Source organism: Methylobacterium mesophilicum (assembly GCF_036441335.1).
GTDB classification, from domain to species: domain Bacteria; phylum Pseudomonadota; class Alphaproteobacteria; order Rhizobiales; family Beijerinckiaceae; genus Methylobacterium; species Methylobacterium mesophilicum_B.
In genome coordinates, this window is sequence record NZ_MLBW01000034.1 from 1,211,539 (window position 1) to 1,234,930 (window position 23,392).

General features: G+C 72.0%; 16 protein-coding genes and 1 pseudogene. 9 read left to right on the top strand and 8 right to left on the bottom strand.

Features of this window, described 5'->3' with window-relative positions; all coding sequences use genetic code 11:
* Positions 1–24: 24 nt before the first annotated feature.
* The gene (locus MMR14E_RS26485) at positions 25–486 is read left to right on the top strand and encodes an Lrp/AsnC family transcriptional regulator (RefSeq protein ID WP_012319278.1); all 462 of its coding nucleotides are present in this window, start codon (positions 25–27) and stop codon (positions 484–486) included.
* Positions 487–508: 22 nt separating this feature from the next.
* Here the strand turns inward: MMR14E_RS26485 and MMR14E_RS26490 are convergent, their stop codons facing one another.
* The 7 genes and pseudogenes from MMR14E_RS26490 to MMR14E_RS26520 form a co-directional block, all read right to left on the bottom strand.
* On the bottom strand, positions 509–1,030 hold the full coding sequence (locus tag MMR14E_RS26490) for a cysteine dioxygenase family protein (RefSeq protein WP_331318394.1): 522 nt from the start codon (positions 1,028–1,030) through the stop codon (positions 509–511).
* Between the two features lie 224 nt (positions 1,031–1,254).
* A pseudogene (gene pgl / locus MMR14E_RS26495) lies at positions 1,255–1,976 on the bottom strand (6-phosphogluconolactonase); the annotation flags it as partial.
* A gap of 56 nt (positions 1,977–2,032) precedes the next feature.
* Positions 2,033–3,010 carry a phosphogluconate dehydrogenase (NAD(+)-dependent, decarboxylating) gene (gene gnd, locus MMR14E_RS26500; protein WP_020094173.1) on the bottom strand — a complete coding sequence of 326 codons (978 nt, stop codon included), beginning with the start codon at positions 3,008–3,010 and terminating at the stop codon, positions 2,033–2,035.
* Positions 3,011–3,172: 162 nt separating this feature from the next.
* A complete protein-coding gene (locus MMR14E_RS26505) occupies positions 3,173–6,022 on the bottom strand; it encodes a bifunctional transaldolase/phosoglucose isomerase (protein WP_331318397.1) in 2,850 nt (949 codons plus the stop codon).
* A gap of 83 nt (positions 6,023–6,105) precedes the next feature.
* Entirely contained in the window at positions 6,106–8,181 is a 2,076-nt protein-coding gene (gene tkt / locus MMR14E_RS26510; protein ID WP_331318399.1) for a transketolase, read from the bottom strand.
* The gene (locus MMR14E_RS26515; protein WP_331318401.1) at positions 8,178–10,067 is read right to left on the bottom strand and encodes a glycoside hydrolase family 15 protein; all 1,890 of its coding nucleotides are present in this window, start codon (positions 10,065–10,067) and stop codon (positions 8,178–8,180) included. The genes tkt and MMR14E_RS26515 overlap by 4 nt, the downstream gene beginning before the upstream one ends.
* Positions 10,068–10,175: 108 nt before the next feature.
* Positions 10,176–10,376 (bottom strand): hypothetical protein, encoded by a 201-nt coding sequence (locus tag MMR14E_RS26520; RefSeq protein ID WP_331318403.1) that lies wholly within the window; start codon positions 10,374–10,376, stop codon positions 10,176–10,178.
* Positions 10,377–10,960: 584 nt separating this feature from the next.
* Here MMR14E_RS26520 and MMR14E_RS26525 point away from each other — a divergent pair.
* The 8 genes from MMR14E_RS26525 to cysG all read left to right on the top strand — a co-directional run bounded on the left by MMR14E_RS26525 (position 10,961) and on the right by cysG (position 22,520).
* Complete coding sequence (locus MMR14E_RS26525; protein ID WP_331318405.1) at positions 10,961–11,548, top strand: ANTAR domain-containing response regulator; 588 nt, start codon at positions 10,961–10,963, stop codon at positions 11,546–11,548.
* Positions 11,545–12,543 carry a CmpA/NrtA family ABC transporter substrate-binding protein gene (locus tag MMR14E_RS26530; protein WP_331318408.1) on the top strand — a complete coding sequence of 333 codons (999 nt, stop codon included), beginning with the start codon at positions 11,545–11,547 and terminating at the stop codon, positions 12,541–12,543. The genes MMR14E_RS26525 and MMR14E_RS26530 overlap by 4 nt, the downstream gene beginning before the upstream one ends.
* A gap of 130 nt (positions 12,544–12,673) precedes the next feature.
* Positions 12,674–12,850, top strand: a complete 177-nt coding sequence (locus MMR14E_RS26535) for a hypothetical protein (protein WP_331318409.1) — start codon at positions 12,674–12,676, stop codon at positions 12,848–12,850.
* Positions 12,851–13,353: 503 nt separating this feature from the next.
* Positions 13,354–14,622, top strand: coding sequence for an NAD(P)/FAD-dependent oxidoreductase (locus MMR14E_RS26540; protein WP_331318412.1), 1,269 nt, complete (start codon positions 13,354–13,356; stop codon positions 14,620–14,622).
* Positions 14,623–14,632: 10 nt separating this feature from the next.
* Positions 14,633–16,450 carry a NirA family protein gene (locus MMR14E_RS26545; protein WP_331318414.1) on the top strand — a complete coding sequence of 606 codons (1,818 nt, stop codon included), beginning with the start codon at positions 14,633–14,635 and terminating at the stop codon, positions 16,448–16,450.
* Positions 16,447–18,051, top strand: coding sequence for a sulfite reductase subunit alpha (locus tag MMR14E_RS26550; protein WP_331318416.1), 1,605 nt, complete (start codon positions 16,447–16,449; stop codon positions 18,049–18,051). The genes MMR14E_RS26545 and MMR14E_RS26550 overlap by 4 nt, the downstream gene beginning before the upstream one ends.
* Before the next feature lie 85 nt (positions 18,052–18,136).
* Positions 18,137–20,833, top strand: a complete 2,697-nt coding sequence (locus MMR14E_RS26555; RefSeq protein WP_331318417.1) for a molybdopterin-dependent oxidoreductase — start codon at positions 18,137–18,139, stop codon at positions 20,831–20,833.
* 208 nt (positions 20,834–21,041) lie between these two features.
* Positions 21,042–22,520 (top strand): siroheme synthase CysG, encoded by a 1,479-nt coding sequence (cysG, locus tag MMR14E_RS26560; RefSeq protein WP_331318418.1) that lies wholly within the window; start codon positions 21,042–21,044, stop codon positions 22,518–22,520.
* On the opposite strand, the gene nudC is transcribed toward cysG, so the two are convergent.
* Positions 22,484–23,386, bottom strand: a complete 903-nt coding sequence (nudC, locus tag MMR14E_RS26565) for an NAD(+) diphosphatase (RefSeq protein ID WP_331318420.1) — start codon at positions 23,384–23,386, stop codon at positions 22,484–22,486. The two genes, cysG and nudC, sit on opposite strands and share 37 nt — an antisense overlap.
* Positions 23,387–23,392 lie beyond the last annotated feature (6 nt).

Here is a 23,392-nt window from a genome sequence, read left to right on the forward strand (position 1 = left end):
CGCGCCGACGGGAGCATCGATCGCATGGACGCCGTGGACCGGAAGATCCTCGATCTCCTCCAGCAGGACGCGACGCTCCCGGTGGCCGAACTCGCCGAGCAGGTCGGCATCAGCGCGGCGCCGTGCTGGCGGCGGGTGAAGAAGCTGGAGGCGTCCGGGGTGATCCGCCGCCGGGTCGCCCTGGTGGACCGCCGCAAGGTCAACGTCCCCACCACGGTGTTCGTGGCCGTCAAGGCGCCGCGCCACGCGGCCGACTGGTCGGACGCGTTCCGGCGGGTGGTCGCCGGCTTCCCGGAGATCGTCGAGGCGTGGCGCCTGACCGGCGAGATCGACTACCTGCTGCGGATCGTGGTGCCGGACATCGAGGCCTACGACGCGGTCTACCAGCGCCTCATCGCCAAGCTCGACTTCTCGAACCTGTCCTCCTCGATCGCCATGGAGGAGATGAAGTACACGACCGCCGTCCCGACGATCTACGTGGCGTGAGGCGACCGCGCCGCGGCGGGGCTCAGCCCGCCGCCACCGCGTAGGTCCGGTGGATCGACGAGTCCTGCGCCCGGTGGTCGTAGCCGTAGACGTGGATCGAGACGGCCGCTTCCGGCCCGTCATTGGCGATCCGGTGCAGGTTCGGCCCCGTGGGCATCATGCAGGCGACGAAGCCGGGCTCGCGGACGGCGTCCATGGTCGCCACGGCGTGGGTCTCGCTGATCGGGCGGTACCACGTCTCCCGGAGGCTGCCGCGCAGCAGGCCGAAGCAGCACGAGCAGTGGTGGTCGTGGACCGGCGTCACCGTGCCGGGCGCCCAGACCATCGCCCAGACGCTGATCGCCTCGGTGCCGAACAGGAGGTTCCGGCTCAGGCCGGGTCCCTGGCCGACCAGCCGCGACGGGTCGAGCAGGTCCGGCTGCGCCAGGATGCGGACCAGGGTGGCGCGGGCCGAGGCCAGATAGGCCTCCGGCGAGCGGCGCGCGGAGCGGGCGAGGTTCGCCAGCATCGCCTCGACATCGGTCGGGGTGGTGGTCTGCGGCATCGGCAGGTCTCCTTCGGTGCCCTTTCACGAGGCTGCACGAAGGATACCCGAGGGGCGCCGGCGGCGGGTTGCGTTCTCGCGCGATCAGCGACACGATCGCCCGGAAATTGCCGTCGACCTCCGTCCGCGCCCCGATCCGCGCCCGCAGGTCGTCGAGGTCGTAGGCGGCGAGCGGTGAGGGCGTGCAACGCGGCTCAAAATCGGCACAATGCGCGCATACACGNCCGGCCGCGGCCTCGTCCAGCAGCCACGCCACGGCGCCCGCGCTCGTCACGCGGCCAGCGGGCAGCGACTCGCCGGCGGCCAGCCGGGCCAGCGGAGCCCGCTTGCCGGAACCGGTGACGAGGAACAGCACGTGCCGCGAGGACGCGAGCGCCGGCAGCGTCAGGCTGATCCGCGGGACGAACGGCTCCAGGCCGGCCTCCGGCACGGCGTCGACGAGCCGCCGGGTCTCGTCGACGGCGGGCTTGCCGGGAAACAGCGAGGCGGTGTGGCCGTCCTCGCCCAGGCCGAGCAGCACGAGGTCGAAGAGCGGCCGGGCCGGATCGAGGTGCTCGGCGCCGTAGAAGTCGAGGAGCGTCCGCTCGTAGGCGCGGGCACCGGCTTCCGGGCCGGCGTCGGACGGGATGAAGTGGAGATGCGTCGGCGGGATCCGCGACCCGTGGCCGAACGCCTCCCGGACCATCCGGACATTGCTGCGCGGATCGTCCCACGGCACGGCGCGGTCATCGCCGAAGAACCAGTGGATCCGCTCCCACGGCACCCGGGCCGCGTAATCCGGCCCGGCGAGCAGGCCGTACAGCACCTTGGGCGTCGAGCCGCCCGAGAGGCAGACCGCGATCCGGTCGGACCGGCTCTCACCGCAGGCCACGATGATCCGCTCGGCCGCCTCGCGGGCGACCGCCTCCGGATCCTTCAGGACGTGGGTTCCGACGGGAAGGCTCATGGGTTCGGGCCCTCGCGGCTTCGGGGGTCGGACAGGTCGGCCTGCGGGCGTCCCGCTCAGCCCTTCGGCTCCTGGTGGCCGCCGAAGCCCTTGCGCATCGCCGAGAGCAGCTTGTCGGCGTAACTCGCGTGCTCGCGGGAGCGGAAGCGGCGGTAGAGCGCGGCGGAGAGCACCGTCGCCGGGACGCCCTCCTCGACGGCGGCGTTGATGGTCCAGCGGCCCTCGCCCGAATCCTCGACGTAGCCGGAGAAGTCGGTGAGCTGCTCGTCGCCCGCGAGTGCCTGGGCGGTCAGATCGAGGAGCCAGGACGAGACGACGCTGCCGCGACGCCAGACCTCGGCGATGTCGCCCATGTTGAGGTCGAAGCGGCGCTCGGCCGGCAGGTCGGACGCGTTGGCGTGGCGGAGGATGTCGAAGCCCTCCGCGTAGGCCTGCATCAGGCCGTACTCGATGCCGTTATGGACCATCTTGACGAAGTGGCCGGCGCCGGTCGGGCCCGCGTGGATGTAGCCCTGCTCGGCGCGGGGGTCGCGCCCCTCGCGGTTCGGCGTCTTCGGGATGTCGCCGATGCCGGGCGCCAGGGTCTTGAAGATCGGGTCGAGGCGGTCGACCGCCTCCTTGTCCCCGCCGATCATCATGCAGTAGCCGCGCTCCAGGCCCCAGACGCCGCCCGAGGTGCCGACGTCGACGTAGTGCAGGCCCTTCTCCTTCAGGGCGGCCCCGCGGCGGACATCGTCGCCGTAGAAGGAGTTGCCGCCGTCGATGATGCAGTCGTCCGCCTGCATCAGACCCGAGAGCGCCTGGACGGTCTGCTCGGTGATCGCCCCGGCCGGCAGCATCACCCAGGCCGCGCGCGGCACCTCGAGCTTCGAGACCAGATCCTCCAGGCTCGACGCGCCGACAGCCCCGGCCTCGACCAGGGCGGCGACGGCCGCCGGGTTCTGGTCGAACACCACGGCTGTGTGCCCGTCGCGCAGGAGACGCCGGACGATGTTGCCGCCCATCCGGCCGAGGCCGATCATGCCGAGTTGCATTGCTGCCCTTCCTTACCGTTTGCCCCCGCGCGGCGAGGGTCAGGCCCCTACGGCTTCACCGACGTCACAGGCGATCCGCGAGCCGCGCCCGCTCGCGGGACGAGGCCTGCCGCGGCGGGCCGGCGGCGGGACGGGAAGCCCCCCGCCGCCGGTCCGGAACGGCTAGACGACCGCCATCTTCAAGGCCGCCGCGACCCGGACGAGGCCGGCCTTCGTGTCGCCGCCCTTGAGGTGGACGCGCAGCGCCCGCCGGCCGCGCTCGGCGAGGACGGCGAAGTCGCCCCGCGCCTGCGCCGCGGCGACGGTGCTGAACCCGAGCTTCCGGCCCGGAATCGGCAGGTCCTCGGCAGCGTCCGCGGTGATCTGCAGGAACACGCCGGTATCCGGGCCACCCTTGTAGGCCTGGCCGGTCGAGTGGAGGAAGCGCGGCCCGAACTCCAGGCAGGTCGCGACCTTGCGGGCGTCGCGCACGGCGATCCGCGGCTCCTGCAGGATGGCGGCGGCCTCGGCGTCGCGCGGGACGTAGGCCAGGAGCCCCAGGTAATCGCCGTCCTTCAGGCGGCCGATCTGCGCCTTCATCGCGGCCTCGAGCCCCTCGGCGGCCGGCTTGAGGGCGTCGGCGTTCCGCGGATCGGCGTAGAGCGCGACCCAGTCGTCCTCGTAGAGCGGCGCCTCGGCGGGGAGGGCGCCCTTCGCCTCGGCCTCGGCGAACAGCTTCTTCGTCTCGATCTTGCTGGCCTCGACGTCGGGCTGGTCGAACGGGTTGATCCCGATCACCGCGCCGGCCACCGCGGTCGCCATCTCCAGACGGTAGAATTCCTGCGGCAGCTGCTCGACCGAGTCGAGGGTGATGCGGGCGATCGGGTGGCCGTCCCGTTCCAGGGCGCGCAGGGCCTCGTCCTGCGCGGCCTCGGCGTTGCCGTCGAGGCGCAGGTAGATGAAGAACCGGTCGTGGCCGTAGACGGCGGGAACGCCGACCGGCTCGCCGTCCACCGGCACGAGGCCCTTGCCCTGCTTGCCGGTCGATTCCGCGATCAGCTGCTCGGCCCAGGCGCCGAAGCTCGCGATCGCCGGGGAGGCGACGATCGTCACCTTGTCGCGGCCGGCGAGCGCCGCGGCGCCGATGGCCGTTCCCAGCAGGACGCCCGGGTTCACGGCCGGCGGCACGGCCGGCCCGCAGGAGCGGACCATGATGCGGGCGGTCTCGAGGAGCGCCTTCACGTCGAGGCCCATGGCGGCGGCCGGCACGAGGCCGAAGGCCGAGAGCACCGAGTAGCGCCCGCCGATCTGCTTCACGCCGTAGAAGATCTTGTTGAACTTATCGCTCTGCGCGGCGCGCTCCATGTCGGAGCCCGGATCGGTCACGGCCACGAAGTGGTCGCCGGCCCGGTCGCCGAGCACGTCCTTGGCGCGGGCCAGGAAGTAGTCGCGGAAGACGTTCGGCTCCAGGGTCGAGCCGGACTTGGACGCGACGATGAACAGCGTCTTGGCGAGGTCGATGCTCGCCTCCAGGGCGCGCACCTGATCCGGGTGGGTCGAGTCGAGGATCTGGAGCTTCGGGAAACCCTCGCGCTGACCGTAGGTCAGGCTCAGGACCTCCGGGCCGAGGCTCGACCCGCCCATGCCCAGCACCACGGCGTCGGTGAAGCCTTCCGCCTTCACCCAGTCGGAGAAGGCGGCGTAGTCGGCGGCCTTCTCCAGCTCCTCCTCGACGATGTGCAGCCAGCCGAGCCAGTTCGCCTCGTCGTGGCCGGACCAGACCGAGGCGTCGCCCGCCCAGAGCCGGCGGATCGAGCCGCTGGCGCGCCAGGTTTCGACGGCCTTCTTGGCCTCGGCGGCCAGGGTGTCGTCCATGGCGAGGCTCTGGCCGTCCAGGCGGTGCCCCAGCAGCGCGACGCGCTTGCCCGCGACGGCGCCCAGCAGGTTGTCGGCGGCGTCGATGAAGAGCTGCACGCCCTCCTTAACCAGCTGCTCGGCGACCGCCTCGATGTCGATCCCGGCCCGGGCGAGGCGGTTCATGACCGCCTCGGCGCCCGGCACGTCCTCCTCGATCGTGGCCCGCACCACGCCGTGGTCGCGGAACGCGTCCATGGTGGCGGGCGGCATCGTGTTGACGGTGTTCGGCCCGATGAGCTCCTCGACGTAGAGGACGTCCGAATAGGCCTTGTTCTTCGTGCCGGTGGAGGCCCAGAGCAGGCGCTGCGCCTTGGCGCCCTTCTCGGCCAGCGCGGTCCACTTGGATTCGGCGAAGATCGTCTTGTAGCGCTGGTAGGCGAGCTTCGCGTTGGCGATCGCCACCTTGCCCTTCAGCTGCTCCAGGGCGAACTTCTCGTCCGGGTCGTTGGCCTGCGCGATCTTCTCGTCGAGCAGTTTGTCGACCAGCACGTCGATCCGGCTGATGAAGAAGCTCGCCACGCTGGCGATCCGCGAGACGTCGTGGCCGGCCTTGGCGCGTTCATCGAGCCCGTCGATGAACGCGCGGGCCACGGCCTCGTAGGCCTCCTGCGAGAACAGCAGGGTGACGTTGATCGAGATGCCCTCGCTCGTCAGCTGCCGGATCGCCGGGATGCCCTCCGGGGTGGCCGGCACCTTCACCATCAGGTTGTCGCGGGAGACCGCCTTGTGCAGGCGGCGCGCCTCGGCCAGCGTCGCCTCGGTGTCGAGGGCGAGGTAGGGCGAGACCTCCAGGCTGACGTAGCCGTCGGCCCCGTCGCTCGCCTCGTAGACCGGGCGGAGCACGTCGGCGGCCGCCTGGATGTCGGCGATCGCGAGCCCCTCGTAGAGGTCGATGACGCGGCTGTCGCCGGTCGCCTGCACGGCCTTCAGGCTGTCGTCGTACTCGTCCGAGTGGCCGATCGCCTTCTCGAAGATCGACGGGTTGGAGGTGACGCCCCGCAGGCCGTCGCGCTCCACGAGCTGCTTCAGCTCGCCCTTCTGGATGAATCCGCGGGCCACGAAGTCGAGCCAGACCGCCTGATCCTGTTCGTCGTGCAGGGCCTTGAGCGCGTTCATGTCGATTCCTCGCCTCGCGTACCGCGTACTCGCGCCCGAACGCGCTCTCCCGCCCGGACCGGGCGGGAGAGCGGGCCCCCGGGCTACTTCCTGTGCTTGGCCACCTGCGCCTTCGCGGCGTCCAGGACCTTATCGGGGGTAAAACCGAACTTGGTCTGGAGATCCTTGATCGGCGCCGAGGCGCCGAAGGTGTGCATGCCGATGATCGCGCCCTCGGAGCCGGCGTAGCGGTCCCAGCCGATCACGCTGCCCTGCTCGACGGCGACCCGCGCCTTGACAGCGGGCGGCAGCACCGAGTCGCGGTAGGCCGCGTCCTGGCGCTCGAACAGGTCCCAGGACGGCATCGACACGACCCGGGCCTTGACGCCCTCGGCCTTCAGGGCCTCGTAGGCCCCGACGCAGAGCTGCACCTCGGAGCCCGAGGCGAGGAGGATCACGTCGGGCGTGCCCTCGCTGTCGGCCAGCACGTAGCCGCCCTTGGCCGTGCCGGAGGCAGCCCCGTACTTCGCGCGGTCGAGGGTCGGCAGCGGCTGGCGCGAGAGGGCGAGAACCGCCGGCTGGTTCTTCAGCGTGAAGATCACCCGGTAGGCCTCGGCGACCTCGTTGGCGTCGGCCGGGCGCAGCGTCACGAGGCCCGGGATGCAGCGCAGCGACAGGAGCTGCTCCACCGGCTGGTGGGTCGGCCCGTCCTCGCCCACGCCGATCGAGTCGTGGGTGAAGATGTGGAAGACCGGCAGCTCCATGAGCGAGGCGAGCCGGATCGGCGGGCGCATGTAGTCGGCGAAGACCAAGAAGGTCGCCCCGTAGGCCCGCAGCCCGGAGAGGCCGAGCCCGTTCACGATCGAGCCCATGGCGTGCTCGCGGACGCCGAAATGCAGGTTCCGGCCGCCCGGCGAGAACGGGCCGAACGAGCCCGCGCCCTCGAAGGTCAGGTTCGACTTGTTGGACGGGGCCAGATCGGCCGAGCCGCCGAGCAGGAACGGCACGTGCTGGGCGATGGCGTTCAGCACCTTGCCGGAGGATTCGCGGGTGGCGAGGCCCTTGGCGTCCGGCTCGAAGACCGGGATGTCCTTGTCCCAGCCCTTCGGCAGGCGGCCTTCCAGGAAGGCGTCCAGGTCCTCGGCGTGGGCGGCGTCCGCCTCCTTCGCCTTGGCGAGCAGGCCCTGCCACGAATCGTAGAGGCCGGCGCCGCGCTTGCCGATGCCGTTCCGGAAGTTCTCCTGCACGCCGTCCGGCACGAGGAACTGCGCGTCCTCCGGCCAGCCGTAGGCGCGCTTGGCGCCCTTCACCTCGTCCTCGCCGAGCGCATCGGAGTGCGCCTTGGAGGTGCCCTGCTTCTTCGGGGCGCCGTAGCCGATCACCGACTTGACGATGATGAGCGTCGGGCGGTCGTTGGTGGCGAGGAACGTCTCGATCGAGCCCGCCAGCGCGTACACGTCGTTGGCGTCGGCGACGCGCAGCACCTGCCAGCCGTAGGCGAGGAACCGCGTCGCGACCTCCTCGCCGAAGGCGAGTTCCGTGTGCCCCTCGATGGTGATCGTGTTGTCGTCGTAGATCCAGCAGAGGTTGGCGAGCCGCAGGTGGCCGGCAAGCGAGGCGGCCTCCGAGGCGACGCCCTCCATCAGGTCGCCGTCCGAGCAGACGGCGTAGACGTTGTAGTCGAACAGCGGCAGGCTCGGCCGGTTCAGGTGCTGGCCGAGGAAGCGGCTGCCCATGGCCATGCCGACCGAGTTGGCGACACCCTGGCCGAGCGGGCCGGTGGTGGTCTCGACGCCGGTGGTGAAGTGGTATTCCGGGTGGCCCGGGGTGCGGCTGTCGAGCTGGCGGAACTTCTTGATGTCCTCCAGCGACACCGCCGGGGCGTTGCCGCCGTCGCTCTCGGCGACGCCCGCGAGGTGCAGCAGCCCGTAGAGCAGCATCGAGGCGTGGCCGCAGGAGAGCACGAACCGGTCGCGGTTCGGCCAGTGCGGGTGCGCCGGGTCGTAGCGCAGGTAGCGGTTCCACAGCGTGTAGGCGACCGGCGCCAGCGCCATGGGTGCGCCGGCATGGCCGGAATTGGCCTTCTGCACCGCGTCGATCGCGAGCGTCCGGATCGTGTTGATGCTGAGCGTATCGATCTCAGCCAGGGCCGCCTTCGCGGGAGTGTCAGCACCGCTCATGTTGTCGCGTCTTCCAGTTCGCCTCGCGCGGTCCGCTTCGCGGCTTCGCGCTGCCGCAGGACGGCGGGAGGAGCTCCGTTGGCCTTACCACCCTGCCGATCCGCCGGCCCTTCGCCGCGCGTATAGCTGAGGAGCGTGTTGACGAGGGCGACGTGGGTGAACGCCTGAGGGAAGTTACCCACAAGACGCTTGGCATGCACGTCGTATTCCTCGCTGACGAGGCCGAGATCGGTGCAGATGCCGATCAGGCGCTCGATCAGCGCCCCGGCCTCGTCGCGCCGCCCCAGGCCGATGAGGTTGTCGGCGTACCAGAAGGTGCAGGGGAGGAAAGCCCCCTCGGTGCCGGTCAGCCCGTCGGTGGTCTGCCCCTCGGTCTCGTAGCGGAGGATGAACCCGTCCCGCATCAGCCCCTTGCCGATCGCCTCCACGGTGCCGATCACCCGGGGATCGTGCTGCGGCAGGAAGCCGGTATGGGCGATGAGCAGGAGGCTCGCGTCGAGCGCCTTCGCGCCGTAGGACTGCACGAAGCTGTTGAGATCGGGGTCGAAGCCCTTCTCGCAGACCTCGGCGTGGATCTCGTCCTTGATGGCGCGCCAGCGCTCGGCCTGCTCCTGCGTGGCGCCGTTCTCGTGCATCTCGTGCATGCGCAGGGCCCGGTCGAACGCCACCCAGGCCATGACCTTGGAGTGCGTGAAGTGGCGCCGCCCGCCGCGCACCTCCCAGATCCCCTCGTCGGGCTCGCGCCACGCCGTCTCCAAGTGGTTCAGGATCGCGAGGCCGACCCGCATACCGTCCTTGCTGACCGGCAGGCCGCGGGCATGGGCTTGGTAGAGCGCGTCGAACAGCTCGCCGTAGACGTCGAGCTGGAACTGGCTGGCGGCGGCGTTGCCGATCCGGACAGGCCGCGAGTTCTCGTAGCCCGGCAGCCAGTCCAGCTCGATCTCGGGCAGCAGCCGCTCGCCGGCGATGCCGTAGAGGATGTGCGCCTGCTCGGGATTGCCCGCCACGGCCCGCAGCAGCCAGCCCAGCCAGTCGCGCGCCTCGTCGATGTAGCCCCCGTCCATCAGGGCGATCAGCGTGAGGGTCGAGTCGCGCAGCCAGCAGAACCGGTAATCCCAGTTCCGGATCCCGCCGAGCCCCTCCGGCAGGGAGGCCGTGGGCGCCGCCACGATGCCGCCGGTGGGCTCGTAGATCAGCGCCTTGAGGGTCAGCAGGGAGCGCTGGAGCATCCGGTCCCATTCCGTGCCGCCGGTGCAGCGCGACGACCATTCGCGCCAGTGCTGGTCGGTGGTCTCGAGGACCTTGCGCGGCTCGATCGGGGGCGGGTCGCCCTCGTGCGAGGGGCCGTAGCTCAGGACGAAGCGGTGCTTGTCGCCGGCATGGACGGTGAACTCGGACACCGTCGTCTGCGCGTCCGATCCCTTGAGATGGACGTCGGTGCGCAGCACGACCTTGTGGGGCCCCGATACGGCGCGCAGGTCGCCCAGCTCGGAGCGGGAGACCCAGGGGACGGCCGAGCCGTAATCGAAGCGGACCGCCATCTCCATCCGCATGGCGACGCGCCCGTGCACGCCCTCGACGAGCCGCACCAGATGGGATCCGTCGCCGACCGGCATGAAGTCCGTGACCAGGACCTCGCCCTGCCGCGTGGTGTGGCGGGTCTCCAGCACGAGGCTGCCCGGCCGGTAGGACCAGCGCGTCTCGACGTTTTCGGCCTCGGGGAAGATCTTCCAGAAACCGTGCGCCTCAGTTCCAAGGAGGCTGGTGAAAAGGGCGGCGGCGTCGAAGCGCGGCCAGCATAGCCAGTCGACGCTGCCCTGACGGCTGATCAGCGCGGCGCTGCGGCAATCCCCGACCAGCGCGTAATCCTCGATGCGTGCAGACATCCGGCCCCGGCCCCGGTCCGCGGCCGGCAGTCCGGACCGTCCGCTGCAACGCACCTAGGACGTCCGCTCACGAGATCCAGAGGCTTGAGCGTCCGCGGGCGGACGCGCTCAGCGCAGGCAGTCGGCCACGGCCAGAGCCACCGTGCCCTGGACCGCCTTCGCACCGCTGCGCACGAGATTCGCCGCATCGCCGACCGCCTGCGCGGCCGGGACCAGGGACTGAATTACAGAGGCCGCGAAGGGGAGGGCCTGGGACGGGAGCAGCGCGTCCTCGGCCTGCTCGGCGGCCTCGACGCGCGCGGGCGCCATGGGATCGGGGTTGCCGCGCGGCGCCTCGGGGCAGCGCCGGCCCGGGCAGGNGCCACGGCCGGACGGGCGGGAAGGGACCCCGTCCGCGTGACGGCGGCGTCGAGCGGGTAGAGCTCGGAGAACGCGATCACGGCCGGCGGGCGGCCCACCGCGGAGACGGCGGCGACCGGCGCGAAATCCGTGGGCCCGGGGGCAGCGGTCGCGCCCGCCTCGGCCCGGGCGCCGGGCCGAACCGGCTCTGAAGTCGGGCAGTAGAGCGAGGCCACGCCCAGGACCGTCACGACGGCCAGCGTCGGCAGGAAGGGCATGGACACGCGGCCGTGGGCGGCGTCCGTGAGGGCGGGCTGATCTGGCCTGCGCATCCGAATCACCGATCTCCGTGACCGCCTCGAGACCTGCCATGTGCGGCCAGCATTGCGGCGGAAGCTGGACCGTTTGTTTGCGCGGCGGTTACTGATGACGCGGCATGGGATCCCGCGGACATGTCCGCCGGCCGGCCCGCCACGGGCACGGGCCTTGCTTCGCTCGCGACGGTCCGAGCCGGGCCGGCCCCCAGAAGAAGACCCGCCCGGTACCGGGCCGAGATGACCGAAACCAATCTCACCGTCGCCGTGATCGACCCGAGCCGCGCCCGCGCGGCCATCCTGGAGGAGGGCCTGCGCGCCGCCGGGATCGGGCGCGTGGTCGTGATTCCCGACACCGCCGACCTGATGGAGCGCGTCGCCGCGCTCAAGCCCGACGTCGTGGTGATCCACCTGGAGAGCCCGAGCCGGGACATCCTCGAGCAGATGTCGGGTGTCACCCGCCAGGTCGAGCGGCCGGTGGCGATGTTCGTCGACCGCTCGGACTCGACCATGATGCAGGCCGCCGTCGATGCCGGAATCTCCGCCTACGTGGTCGACGGGTTGCGGGCGGAGCGGATCAAGTCGATCCTCGACATCGCGATCCTGCGCTTCAACGCCTTCGCGCGCCTCCAGCGCGAGCTCACGGAGGCGCGGGGCGAACTCGCCGATCGCAAGCTGATCGAGCGGGCGAAGGGCATCCTGATGACCATGAAGGGCCTCTCTGAGGACGAGGCGTACAAGCAGCTGCGCCGCAAGGCCATGAACGAGAAGCGCAAGATCGCCGACATCGCCCGGGCGATCGTCACCACCGCGGACCTGCTCGGATGAGGCTCCAGCTCGGATACGTTCCGCTCTGCGACGCGGCGCCCCTGATCGCGGCCCACGAGCTCGGCTTCGCCCGGGCCGAGGGGCTCGACCTCGACCTCACCGCCGAGCCCTCCTGGGCGACGCTCCGCGACCGGCTGGCGCTCGGCCATCTCGACGGCGCGCACATGCTGGCGCCACTGGCGCTGGCGAGCCGGCTCGCCCTGTCGGGGCCGCCCTCCGACCTGATCGTGCCGCTCCAGCTCAGCACCGACGGCAACGCCGTCACGTTGTCCCGCACCCTCTGGGCGGCGATGGACACGGACAGCGAGGCGTTGGCGGACGTCGCCCGGGCCTTCGCGGGCGTGGCGGAGGCCCGCCACCGTGCCGGAAGCCCCCTGACCCTCGGAACGGTGCACCCCTTCTCGTGCCACAGCTACCAAGTGCGGCTGTTCGCCGAGGCCGGCGGCCTCGACGCGGCGGCGTTCCGCACGGTCGTGGTCCCGCCGCAGCATTGCGTGGAGGCCCTCGGCCGCGGCCTGGTGGACGGGTTCTGTGCCGGTGCGCCCTGGAACGACGTGGCGGCCGCGACCGGCCACGGGCGGATCGCGGTGCACGGCAGCGCCCTCGCGCCGAACGCGACCGAGAAGGTGCTGGCCGTCTCCGCGCGGCTCGACGACGCGATCCTGCCGCTGGTGCGGGCGGTCGCCCGGGCCGGGCGCTGGTGCGCCGAGCCGGAGAACCGGACCGAACTGATCCATCGCCTCGCCCGCCGGGCCTATCTCGACCTCGATCCCGCCCTGGTCGGGCGGGTCTTCGGCGATCCGGACGCGCCCACCGAGCCGGGCCCGCGCATCCGCTTCGGCGCTCCGGTCGAGGAGCCCCGCGCGGCGCAGGCCCGGTGGCTGCTGGAGCAGATGCGGGCGACGCAGCAGATCCCCGCGCAGTTCGATATCGCGGCGGCGATCGCGACGGTCTACAGGCCGGATCTGTACCGCGCGGCGATCGCCGATTCCTGACGGTGACGACACTGCGGGCCGTTCGTCACCGGCCCGCGGAATCGGCGCGAACGGCGGCGGAACGTCGGGCAGGCTCGCCCGTTGTGCTTCCGCCATGCCTGGATGCCGCAAGCTCGAAACTGGATCGTTGATGCCGCATCCGCGCGGGCGGGTCGAGCTTCGACGCTACGTCACCCGGGGTGGCCGGGTGCCCCGCGCCTGCAACGACAATCGTCGGGCGGGCACGCACCACGCTTGGTACTGGGTCCTGGCCGCGGGCGCGATGCCGACGCTGGGTCTCCTGGCGATGCTGTCGACGCTGCTTTAGCGGATCGCCCCGTCGATATCGGGCGGGGCCTGCGTTCCGGGCGGCCGCGGGTCGTCGGCGCCCATTCGCGCGACCCGAGAGCGTGACCCGGCAGCTCGACATGTCGGGCGCCGCCTCATGATCGGTGTCCCGGCGGTGCGCCTCACTCTGACATCGCCCGACATTCGAGCCTCGTCTCCCGAGGTTCCGACCGGCCCGTGATCGCTTTCGCGACGGGTCGCACAGTTTTTGTGCAGCGCCGAAGCCGTCGCTTCGAGCCTCCGCCGTACCCAGCACCGGCTCTCAGTCCTGAGGATCCGCGCGACTCTCGCGGGCCATGCAGCGTCTGGCACGGAACCTGCAATCCTTCCTGCGTCCGTCAACGGCGACGGACAGCGCCGTCAGCGAGGCCGCTGATCCGGTTCTCCCTGAGGCTGAAGCCTGCCGGGAGATAACCGGCAGCGGCTTTTTCGTGGGCGGTCCGCCAACGATCCTGCAATCGAGGTTCCAGACGCGATCGAGCGATGGCGATATCCCCTGAGGACACACGCGGACACGACGCGCGCGCCGGGAACGGTCCGCCGCGCGAGCGGCTGGTCGTCGTCGGCAACGGCATGGCCTCGCTGCGCTTCCTGGAGCGGCTGACCGAGGCCGCACCCGGCCGCTACGACATCACCTGCATCGGGGCCGAGCCCACGGCCGCCTACAACCGGGTCCTGCTCTCCTCGCTGCTCGGCGGCGAGGTCGACGAGGCGGCCTGCGCCTTCCGCGGCCTCGACTGGTACGCGGATCAGGGGATCCGCCTGATCACCGGCGCGCCGGCGACGCGGATCGACCGGGAGAACGGGCTCGTCATCGTGGGCGAGACCCACGTCCTGCCCTTCGACAGGCTGGTACTCGCGGTCGGCTCCCTGCCGATCCGCCTGCCGAAGCCCGGCATGGACCTCCCGGGCGTCATCACGTTCCGCGACCTCGCCGACGTGGCGGCCATCCGCGCGGCGGCCGTCCGGCACGCCCGGGCCATCGTCATCGGCGGCGGCCTCCTGGGCCTCGAGGCGGCGGTCGGGCTCGCGCGGCTCGGGGTCGAGACCACGCTGCTCCACGTCATGGACCGTCTGATGGAGCGCCAGCTCGATCACCACGCCGCCGGGCTGGTGAAGCGCGCCATGGAGTCCCGCGGCGTGCGGGTGATGCTCCAGGCCGATACCGCGCGAGTCGAGGGCGACGGCCGCGTCGAGCGCCTCGTCCTGGCGGATGGTACCGTCTTACCGGCCGACCTCGTGGTGATGTCGGTGGGCGTGCGCCCCTCGGTGGCGCTGGCGCAGGAAGCCGGGCTGGCGACCGGCCGGGGCATCACGGTCGACGACCGGATGACCACCTCGGACCCGCGCATCTTCGCGCTGGGCGAGTGCGCCGAGCACCGCGGCCAGATCTACGGCCTGGTCGAGCCTGCCTACGAGCACGCCGACACGCTCGCCCGCCACCTCTCGGGCGAGCCGGCCGAGTACCGGGGCACGGCCCTGTCCACGAGCCTGAAGGTGTCGGGCCTGCCGGTCTTCTCGGCCGGGATCGTGGACACGCCCGACGACGCGGAGGCGATCGTGCTCTCCGACCCCGGCGCCGGCCTCTACCGCAAGCTGCTGGTGCGCGGCGGCCGGCTGATCGGCGCGGTGTTCGTCGGCGACATCGCCGAGCAGGGCGCCTGCAAGGGGCTGATCCGCTCCGGCGACCCGATCGAGAACGTGGACGACTTGATGTTCGGGCGCCGAGCGCCCGAGCCCCTGGCTGCTTGAGGAGGCGCGGATGTCCGAGACCACCACCCAGACCGCCGCGGGCGCGTTCGAGGCCGAGCAGAAGCGCTACCTCGAGGGCTTCGCCTCCGGCATCGCCGCCGTCCGCCTGACCGGCGGCCTCGCCGCGGGCGGAGCGGGCGCGTCCGCGCCGCCGGCCGAGCCCACGGGCCCGGACGCGATCCACATCAAGGCGCAGGACCGGACCGTGAAGGACGGCGGCAAGCTCTGCGACCAGGAGAAGTGGAAGCGCGCCGAGAACCCGTTCGACGGCCACAACCGCCTCATCCAGGAGGCCGCCGCCGGCAAGCAGCCGAAGCCCGAGGACAATTTCCGCTGGCGGTACCACGGGATGTTCTGGGTCGCGCCGAACCAGGTCTCGTACATGTGCCGGCTGCGGATCCCGAACGGGATCCTACACCACTGGCAGTTCGCCGGCGTCGCCGACCTCGCCGACGCGCACGGCGGCGGCTACGTGCACGTGACCACGCGGGCGAACCTGCAGGTGCGGGAGATCGGTCCCGAGCACGCCCAGCCCTTCCTCGACGGGCTGACCGATATCGGCCTCACGGCCCGGGGGGCGGGCGCCGACAACATCCGCAACGTCACCGGATCGTCCACCGCCGGCATCGACGCGCAGGAGCTTCTGGACACGCGCCCGCTCGCCAAGTCCTGGCACAACTGGATCCTGAACGACCGCTCGCTCTACGGCCTGCCGCGCAAGTTCAACGTGGCCTTCGACGGCAGCGGCGTGATGCCGACCCTCGAGGAGACCAACGACATCGGCTTCCAGGCGGTGGAGGTGCTGGAGGGCGCTTCGGTGCCTCCCGGGATCTACATGCGCCTCGTGCTCGGCGGCATCTCGGGCCACCGGGACCTCGCCCGCGACACCGGCATCGTCCTGAAGCCCGCGGACTGCAACGCGGTCGCCGACGCGATCATCCGGGTGTTCATCGAGAACGGCGACCGGACGAACCGCAACAAGAGCCGGATGAAGTACGTCCTCGACGCCTGGGGCTTCGACAAGTACCTCGCCGCCGTCGAGGACAAGCTCGGCCGCAAGCTCGACCGGGTCGCGCCCGAGCACGTGGCGCCGCGCAAGGCCACCGACCGCTTCGCCCATGTCGGCGTCCACGCCCAGAAGCAGCCCGGCCTCAACTGGATCGGCGTCGTCCTTCCGGTCGGCAAGATGACCAGCGATCAGGTTCGGGCGCTGGCCAAGATCGCGGCCGAGTGCGGCGACGGCCAGATCCGCCTCACCGTCTGGCAGAACTTCATCGTCTCGGGCGTGCCGGACGCGAAGGTCGCCGAGGTCGAGCAGCGGGTGCTCGATCTCGGACTCACCACCAAGGCGGCCGGCATCCGCTCCGGCCTCGTGGCCTGCACGGGCGCGAAGGGCTGCAAGTTCGCGGCCTCCGACACCAAGGGCCACGCCCTGATCATCGCCGACCACATCGAGCAGGCGCTGCCGAACCTCGACGTGCCGGTGAACGTCCACCTCACCGGCTGCCACCACAGCTGCGCCCAGCACTACATCGGCGATGTCGGGCTGATCGGCGCCAAGGTCGTGGTCTCCGAGGAGGGTGACACCGTCGAGGGCTACGACATCGTGGTCGGCGGCGGCTTCGCCGAGAACCCGAAGATCGGCACCGAGATCTGGAAGGCCGTGAAGGCCGAGGACGCGCCCGCCCGCGTCGAGGCGCTGCTGCGCGCCTACCTCGCCCTTCGGCAAGGCCCGGAGGAGAGCTTCCAGGCCTTCACCAGCCGCACCGGCGCGGAGGCGCTCCGCGACGCCGCCGAGGACCAGCCCGCCCTGAAGGCCGCCGCATGACCCAGCACGTCTCGCCCCCCCTCGTCCTGATCCCCGAGACCGCGCCCTTCAACGAGGACCAGCGCGCCTGGCTCTCGGGTTACTTCGCCGCCCTGCTCGGCCCCGCCATCGCGGGCGCGACGGTGCTCGCGCCCGGCGAGGGCCCGGCGGCGGGTCCGAAGCTCGCCGACAACGACGACGCGCCCTGGCACGACCCGTCCGTACCGATCGCCGACCGGATGGAGATGGCCAAGGATCGGCCCGAGCCGCAGAAGCTGATGGCCGCCATGGCCCAGCAGGATTGCGGCCAGTGCGGCTACAACTGCGCCGACTACGCCAACGCGATCTTCCTGAAGAACGAGGCGCGCCTGAACCTTTGCCAGCCCGGCGGCAAAGAGACCCTGCGCATGCTCAAGAAGCTCGACGAGGAGTTCGGCGCCGCCGGCGGCGCCCCCGCCGCGCCGAAGGCGGACGACGACGCCCCGAAGGGCGCGGCCGATCTCGGCCCGCTCGGCTATTGCCGCGAGAACCCGGTCGAGGCGCTGTTCCTGTCCCGCCGCCGTCTCAACGATCCGGGCGGCGAGAAGGAGACGTGGCACATCGAGATCGGGCTGGACGGCACGCCGATCCAGTACGAGGTCGGCGACTCCCTCGGCCTGTTCCCCGCCAACGCCCCGGCGCTGGTGGACGCGGTGATCGCGGAACTCGGCGCCCGCCCCGAGCGCGTGATCGGGGAGAAGACCCTGCGAGAGCACCTGCTGATCAACCACGCCTTGGGCGCGGCGCCCGACAACCTCTACCAGCTCCTGTCGCTGCTCACCTCCGGAGCGGCGCGCAAGAAGGCGCAGGCGCTCGCCTCCGGCGAGGATCCGGACGGCGACGCCGCCTATCTCGACGTGCTCGGCGCGCTCCACAAGTTCCCGGGCGCGCGGCCCGACGCCGAGGTCTTCCTTGAGGCCCTGGACGAGCTCCAGCCGCGGCTCTACTCGATCTCGTCCTCGCCGAAGATGGATGTCGGCCGCGTGTCGCTGACCGTGGACGCGGTGCGCTACAACCACCGCTCGCGGCTGCGCCTCGGCGTGGCCTCGACCCACCTGGGCGAGCGCCTGCCCGAGCAGACCCGGGTGAAGGTCTACCTCCAGAAGGCGCACGGCTTCGGGCTGCCGGCCGACCTGTCGAAGGACGTGATCATGTGCGGCCCCGGCACCGGCATCGCGCCGTTCCGGGCGTTCCTGCGCGAGCGTGCCGCCACGCAGGCACCGGGCCGCAACTGGCTGTTCTACGGTCACCAGCGGCAGGCCAGCGACTTCTTCTACAAGGACGAGCTGACCAGGCTGAAGGACGACAAGGTGCTCACCCGCCTGTCCCTGGCCTGGTCGCGCGACGGCAGCGAGAAGACCTACGTCCAGGACCGGATGCGCGAGAACGGCGCCGAGCTGTGGAAGTGGCTCGAGGGCGGCGCGCATTTCTACGTCTGCGGCGACGCCAAGCGCATGGCCAAGGACGTCGAGCGGGCGATCATCGACGTGGCGGCGCAGTTCGGCGGCAAGAGCCCGGAGGACGCAGTGGCCTACCTCGCGGCGCTCAAGAAGGCCGGGCGGTATCAGGCCGACGTGTACTGAGCACCGATCACCCTCTCCCGCGCGGGGAGGGGGGACGCGGCGCGGGGCTTGCTCCCCCCAGGACGACCCATCGAGGACGCGAGCCATGACCCAGCCAGCGGCGGCGGAGACGGTGCGGACCACCTGCCCCTATTGCGGGGTCGGGTGCGGCGTGCTCGCGACGCCGGACGGGCAGGGCGGTGCGGCGATCGCGGGCGATACCGAGCACCCGGCCAATTTCGGCCGCCTGTGCTCGAAGGGCTCGGCTCTGGGCGAGACCCTGTCGCTGGAGAGCCGCCTGCTCCACCCGCAGGTCGACGGCGCGCAGGTCTCTTGGGACGCGGCCCTCGACACGGTGACGGAGAAGCTCCGCGCGGTGGCGGACGAGCACGGGCCGGACGCGATCGCCTTCTACCTGTCGGGCCAGCTCCTGACCGAGGATTACTACGTCGCCAACAAGCTCGCGAAGGGCTTCATCGGCACGCCGCACGTGGACACCAACTCGCGGCTGTGCATGTCGAGCGCGGTGGCGGCCCACCGGCGGGCCTTCGGCTCCGACACGGTTCCGGGCTGCTACGAGGATCTCGACGAGGCCGACCTGATCGTGCTGGTCGGCTCCAACACCGCGTGGTGCCACCCGGTCCTGTTCCGCCGCATGGCCGACGCCAAGGAGCGCCGCGGCACCAAGTTCGTGGTCATCGACCCTCGCCGGACCCAGACCGCGCAGGAATGCGACCTGTTCCTCGGCCTCCGGCCGGGCACCGATACCGCCCTGTTCTCGGGCCTTCTGGTCTACCTGTCCGACAACGGGTTCCGCGACCGCGCGTTCATCGATCACCATACGGCAGGCCTCGACGGCGCCCTGGAGCGCGCCCGCCAGATCGCGCCGGATCTCGCGGCGGTCGCCGCCGTCACCGGCGTGCCGGAGGCCGACATCGCGGCCTTCTACGCCCTGTTCGCCGGTACCCGCCGGGTGGTCACGGCCTTCTCGCAGGGTGTGAACCAGTCGGCGCAGGGCACCGACAAGGGCAACAGCATCATCAACTGCCACCTCATCACCGGCCGCATCGGCGAGACCGGGATGGGGCCGTTCTCGCTGACCGGCCAGCCGAACGCCATGGGCGGGCGCGAGGTCGGGGGGCTCGCCAACATGCTGGCCGCCCACATGCACTTCACTCCGGAGGAGGTGGACCGGGTGCGCCGTTACTGGGGCGCCCCGCGGATCATCTCCGGCGAGGGCATGAAGGCGGTGGCGCTGTTCGAGGCGGTCAGCCGGGGCAAGATCAAGGCCCTCTGGGTGATGGGGACCAACCCGCTGGTCTCGATGCCGCGGGCCGACGCGATCCGCGACGCGATCGCCGGCCTCGACCTCTACGTGGTGTCCGAGGCGGTGGCGGATTCCGACACGGCCCGGGGATGCGGCAAGACCACCGTGCTCCTCCCGGCACAGGCGTGGGGCGAGAAGGACGGCACCGTCACCAATTCCGAGCGGCGGATCTCGCGCCAGCGCCGGTTCCTCGCGAGCCCCGGCGAGGCCCGTCCGGACTGGGCGGCGCTGGCGGAGGTCGGCCGCCGCCTCGGCCACGGCCGGGCCTTCGCGTTCGACTCCGCCGCGGCGATCTTCCGCGAGCACGCCGGACTCTCGGCCTACGAGAACAACGGCACCCGCGACTTCGACCTCGGCGCGCTCGCGGACATCAGCGACGCCGCCTACGACGTGACCCTACCGGTGCAGTGGCCGATCCCGAAGCGCTCCGGCTTCCGGGGCGCCCCGCAGGGCAAGGCGCGGCTGTTCGGCGACGGCCGGTTCTACACCTTCGACCGCCGCGCCCGCTTCGTGGCCGTGCAGCCCCCGGCCCTCGCGCTCGCGGCCTCGACGGCGTTCCCGCTCATGCTCAACACCGGCCGCGTCCGCGATCACTGGCACACGATGACGCGCACCGGGAAGAGCCAGCGCCTCTCGGCGCACCGGGCCGTCCCGTTCGTCGAGGTCCACCCGGAGGACGCCGCGGCCCACGGCCTCGCGGAGGGCGACATCGCCCGGCTGACGACCGCGCACGGCGCGGCCGAGCTGGAGGTGACGGTCACCGATACGGTGGTGCCGGGCAGCCTGTTCATGCCGATGCACTGGGGGGGCGCCTTCGCGTCGCAGGCCCGGGTCGGCGCGCTGGTGCGGGGCATGACCGACCCGGTCTCGGGTCAGCCCGAACTCAAGGCGACGCCCGCGGCGATCGCGCCCGTCGGCTACCGCGCCCGCGGCTTCCTGCTGACGCGCCGGCAGGTGCCGATGCCCGAGGGCTGGTGGTGGGCGCGGGCCGCGATCACCGGCGGCTGGGGTGCGCAATTCGCTACCGCCGACAGCTCCCGGGCGGTGGCGCTGATGGTGCGCGGGCTGATCCAGAGCGACGCACTGTCGGGCTGCGAGCTGGCGGAATACGCCGACCATGCCCGCGACCGCTATCGCTGCGCGGTCTACGACGGCGACCGCCTCGTCGCCTGCCTCGCCTACGCGCCCGCCGGGGAACGGCCGGACTGGGAGTCCGCCAAGGCCCTGTTCGCCACCGAGACGCCCGACGCCTCCGAGCGGCGGGCCCTGCTCTCGGGCCGCGCGGCGACTGCCTCGGCGGGGCCGGTGGTCTGCGCCTGCCACGGCGTCGGCGCCGACGTCATCGCCACGACCATCGCGGGGGGCGCCGGCTCCATGGAGGCGGTGGGCGCCGCCTGCAAGGCCGGGACGAATTGCGGCTCCTGCATACCGGAGATCCGCAAGATGCTGGCCGGGCAGACCGCCCGCGCCGCGTGATTATCTGATACACTCTCGGCGAGGATCGATCGGCGTCTCCCGTCAGATCATCTCATCCCGAGGGACCCGCGCGAGCGGGCCTCGGAGGCGGGCTCCAGGGATCGCGCGGCCGACTGGAGCCCTCCTTCGAGGCCTCCGCTACGCTCCGGCACCTCGGGATGAAGGGGCAGACGGGATCGGCCGGATCAGGACGATTCAGGACAGACCCGTGACCGATACCCCCCTGCGCGCCGCCCGCGCGCCCCGCGAGACCAAGGCGGCCGGCCTGGAGCCGCTGGCGGTGCTGCCCGTCTTCGTGCCCCTGCGCGGCAAGCGGGTGGTGCTGGCCGGCTCCTCCGGAGGCGCCCCCTGGAAGGTGAAGCTCCTCGCGGCGGCCGGGGCCCATGTCGACGTCTACGCCCCCGAGCCCGGCGAGGAATTGCGCGCCGTGCCGGGCGAGATCGTCGACGGGCAGGTGGTTCTGCACGAACGCGCCTGGAGCCCGGACGACCTCTGGGGCGCGGCCTTCTGCATCGGCGCGATGGAGGACGAGACCGAGTGCGTCGCCTTCGTGGCGGCGGCCCGCGGCGCCGGCGCCATCGTCAACGCGGTCGACCGGCCGCACCTCTGCGACGTCAAATTCGGCGCCATCGTCAACCGCTCGCCGCTCGTGGTCGGCATCTCCACGGAGGGCGCCGCCCCGGTCTTCGGCCAGACCGTGCGCGCCCGGATCGAGGCGATGCTGCCCCGGGGGTTCGCCCGCTGGATGGCCGCGGCCCGCGACTGGCGGGACGGCGTCACCGCGCGCTTCCACGGGTTCGCCGACCGCCGGGCCTTTTGGGAGCGCTTCACCGACCGGGCCTTCGCGGAGCCCGACCGCGCGCCGTCGGACCGGGACCTCGCCGAGCTGCTCGGCGAGACCGAGAGCGCCCCGAAGGGCGGTGCCGTGACGCTGGTCGGGGCCGGCCCCGGCGACGCGGAGCTCCTCACGCTCAAGGCGCTGCGGGCTTTGCGCAACGCCGACGTCATCCTCTACGACGACCTCGTCGCACCCGAGATCCTCGACTACGCCCGCCGCGAGGCCCGTACCATGCTGGTCGGCAAGACCGGCCACGGCCCGTCCTGCCGGCAGGACGACATCAACGCGCTGATGGTCCAGCTCGCCCGCTCCGGCAAGCAGGTGGTGCGGCTGAAATCCGGCGACCCGCTGGTCTTCGGCCGCGCCGGCGAGGAGATCGAGGCCTGCCGGGCCGCCGGCATCCCGGTGACCGTGGTCCCGGGCGTCTCGGCCGCCCAGGGAGCGGCGGCGTCCCTCGGCCTGTCCCTGACCCATCGCGACGCCGCGCGCCGCCTGCAGTTCGTCACCGGCCACGACCGCCGCGGGGCCCTGCCGGACGACCTGAACTGGGATGCGCTCGCCGATCCGAGCGTCACCACGGTCGTCTACATGCCCAAGCGCACCCTGCGGGCGCTGCTGGCGCGCGCCGTGGCGGAGGGGCTGGCGCCCACGACGCCGGCGCTGCTGGTGTTCAACGCCACCCGCCCGGGCCAGCAGGCCCTGCGCGGCACGGCCGCCGACCTCNGGCGCGCCGGGGAACGGCAGGTCAGCGGCCCCGGCGCGTCCGGGCCGACGCCGTTCGCCGGGGCGCCGCCGAGCCCGGCTGGTCCGGGTCAGGTCTCGCCGGCCACGAACGCGCGCATCAGGTAGTGGGCGATCGCCATGGGCGGCGGGGCCAGGATCCCGTCCGGATGCGTGCCCGCCAGCATGGCGGCGACGTCGGCCCGGCTGAACCAGCGAGCGTCCTCCAGCTCGCTGGGATCGGTGACGATGGCCTCGTCGAGCGCCTCGGCGGCGCAGCCCATCATCAGCGACGACGGGAACGGCCAGGGCTGCGAGGTCCGGTACGTGACGGCGCCCACCCGGATCCGCGTCTCCTCGAACACCTCGCGTCGGACCGCGTCCTCGATCGTCTCGCCGGGCTCCAGGAACCCCGCGAGGCAGGAATACATGTGGGGCCGGAAATGCGGACCGCGGCCGAGCAGGCAGGTGTCGCCCCGGCGCACCAGCATGATCACCACGGGGTCGACCCGGGGGAAGTGGTGGGCGCTGCAGCTCGGGCATTCGCGCCGGAAGCCGCCGGCCTTGGCCACGGTGGCGGTCCCGCAATTCGCGCAGAAGCCGTGGCGGGCGTGCCAGTCGAGCATCGACTTGGCCACGGCGAGCAGGCCGAGCTCCTCGGCCTCCACGGCGGAGTCGGTGGCGATCGACCGGAGATCGAGGGTGCGGGTCGGCCCCTCGGCGAAGCGCTCCGCGGCCTCGGCCGGCGCGGCAGCGGCGAAGACGGGCCGCCCGTCCCGATGCCCGAGGAAGACGCGCGTCCCGCCCGCGAGGCCCGCCGCCTCCGCGACGGCGATCAGCGCGGTCTCACCGCGCAGCACGATCCGGTCGCCGCAGATCAGCACGAGGCGGGCCTCGGGCGTGTCGAAGGGTGGCACCGCCTCCTCGGGCTGCTCGGCCGAGTGGCGGTCGAGGCGGTTGCGGACGAAGCCGAGGGTGTCGCGGGGATCGGTCATGCCAGG

Excerpts from the sequence above, each read along its gene's own strand:
- MMR14E_RS26485 (WP_012319278.1), top strand. The coding sequence starts at position 25 with ATGGACGCCGTGGACCGGAAGATCCTCGATCTCCTCCAGCAGGACGCG.
- MMR14E_RS26490 (WP_331318394.1), bottom strand. The coding sequence starts at position 1,030 with ATGCCGCAGACCACCACCCCGACCGATGTCGAGGCGATGCTGGCGAAC.
- gnd (WP_020094173.1), bottom strand. The coding sequence starts at position 3,010 with ATGCAACTCGGCATGATCGGCCTCGGCCGGATGGGCGGCAACATCGTC.
- MMR14E_RS26505 (WP_331318397.1), bottom strand. The coding sequence starts at position 6,022 with ATGAACGCGCTCAAGGCCCTGCACGACGAACAGGATCAGGCGGTCTGG.
- tkt (WP_331318399.1), bottom strand. The coding sequence starts at position 8,181 with ATGAGCGGTGCTGACACTCCCGCGAAGGCGGCCCTGGCTGAGATCGAT.
- MMR14E_RS26515 (WP_331318401.1), bottom strand. The coding sequence starts at position 10,067 with ATGTCTGCACGCATCGAGGATTACGCGCTGGTCGGGGATTGCCGCAGC.
- MMR14E_RS26520 (WP_331318403.1), bottom strand. The coding sequence starts at position 10,376 with ATGGCGCCCGCGCGCGTCGAGGCCGCCGAGCAGGCCGAGGACGCGCTG.
- MMR14E_RS26525 (WP_331318405.1), top strand. The coding sequence starts at position 10,961 with ATGACCGAAACCAATCTCACCGTCGCCGTGATCGACCCGAGCCGCGCC.
- MMR14E_RS26530 (WP_331318408.1), top strand. The coding sequence starts at position 11,545 with ATGAGGCTCCAGCTCGGATACGTTCCGCTCTGCGACGCGGCGCCCCTG.
- MMR14E_RS26535 (WP_331318409.1), top strand. The coding sequence starts at position 12,674 with ATGCCGCATCCGCGCGGGCGGGTCGAGCTTCGACGCTACGTCACCCGG.
- MMR14E_RS26540 (WP_331318412.1), top strand. The coding sequence starts at position 13,354 with ATGGCGATATCCCCTGAGGACACACGCGGACACGACGCGCGCGCCGGG.
- MMR14E_RS26545 (WP_331318414.1), top strand. The coding sequence starts at position 14,633 with ATGTCCGAGACCACCACCCAGACCGCCGCGGGCGCGTTCGAGGCCGAG.
- MMR14E_RS26550 (WP_331318416.1), top strand. The coding sequence starts at position 16,447 with ATGACCCAGCACGTCTCGCCCCCCCTCGTCCTGATCCCCGAGACCGCG.
- MMR14E_RS26555 (WP_331318417.1), top strand. The coding sequence starts at position 18,137 with ATGACCCAGCCAGCGGCGGCGGAGACGGTGCGGACCACCTGCCCCTAT.
- nudC (WP_331318420.1), bottom strand. The coding sequence starts at position 23,386 with ATGACCGATCCCCGCGACACCCTCGGCTTCGTCCGCAACCGCCTCGAC.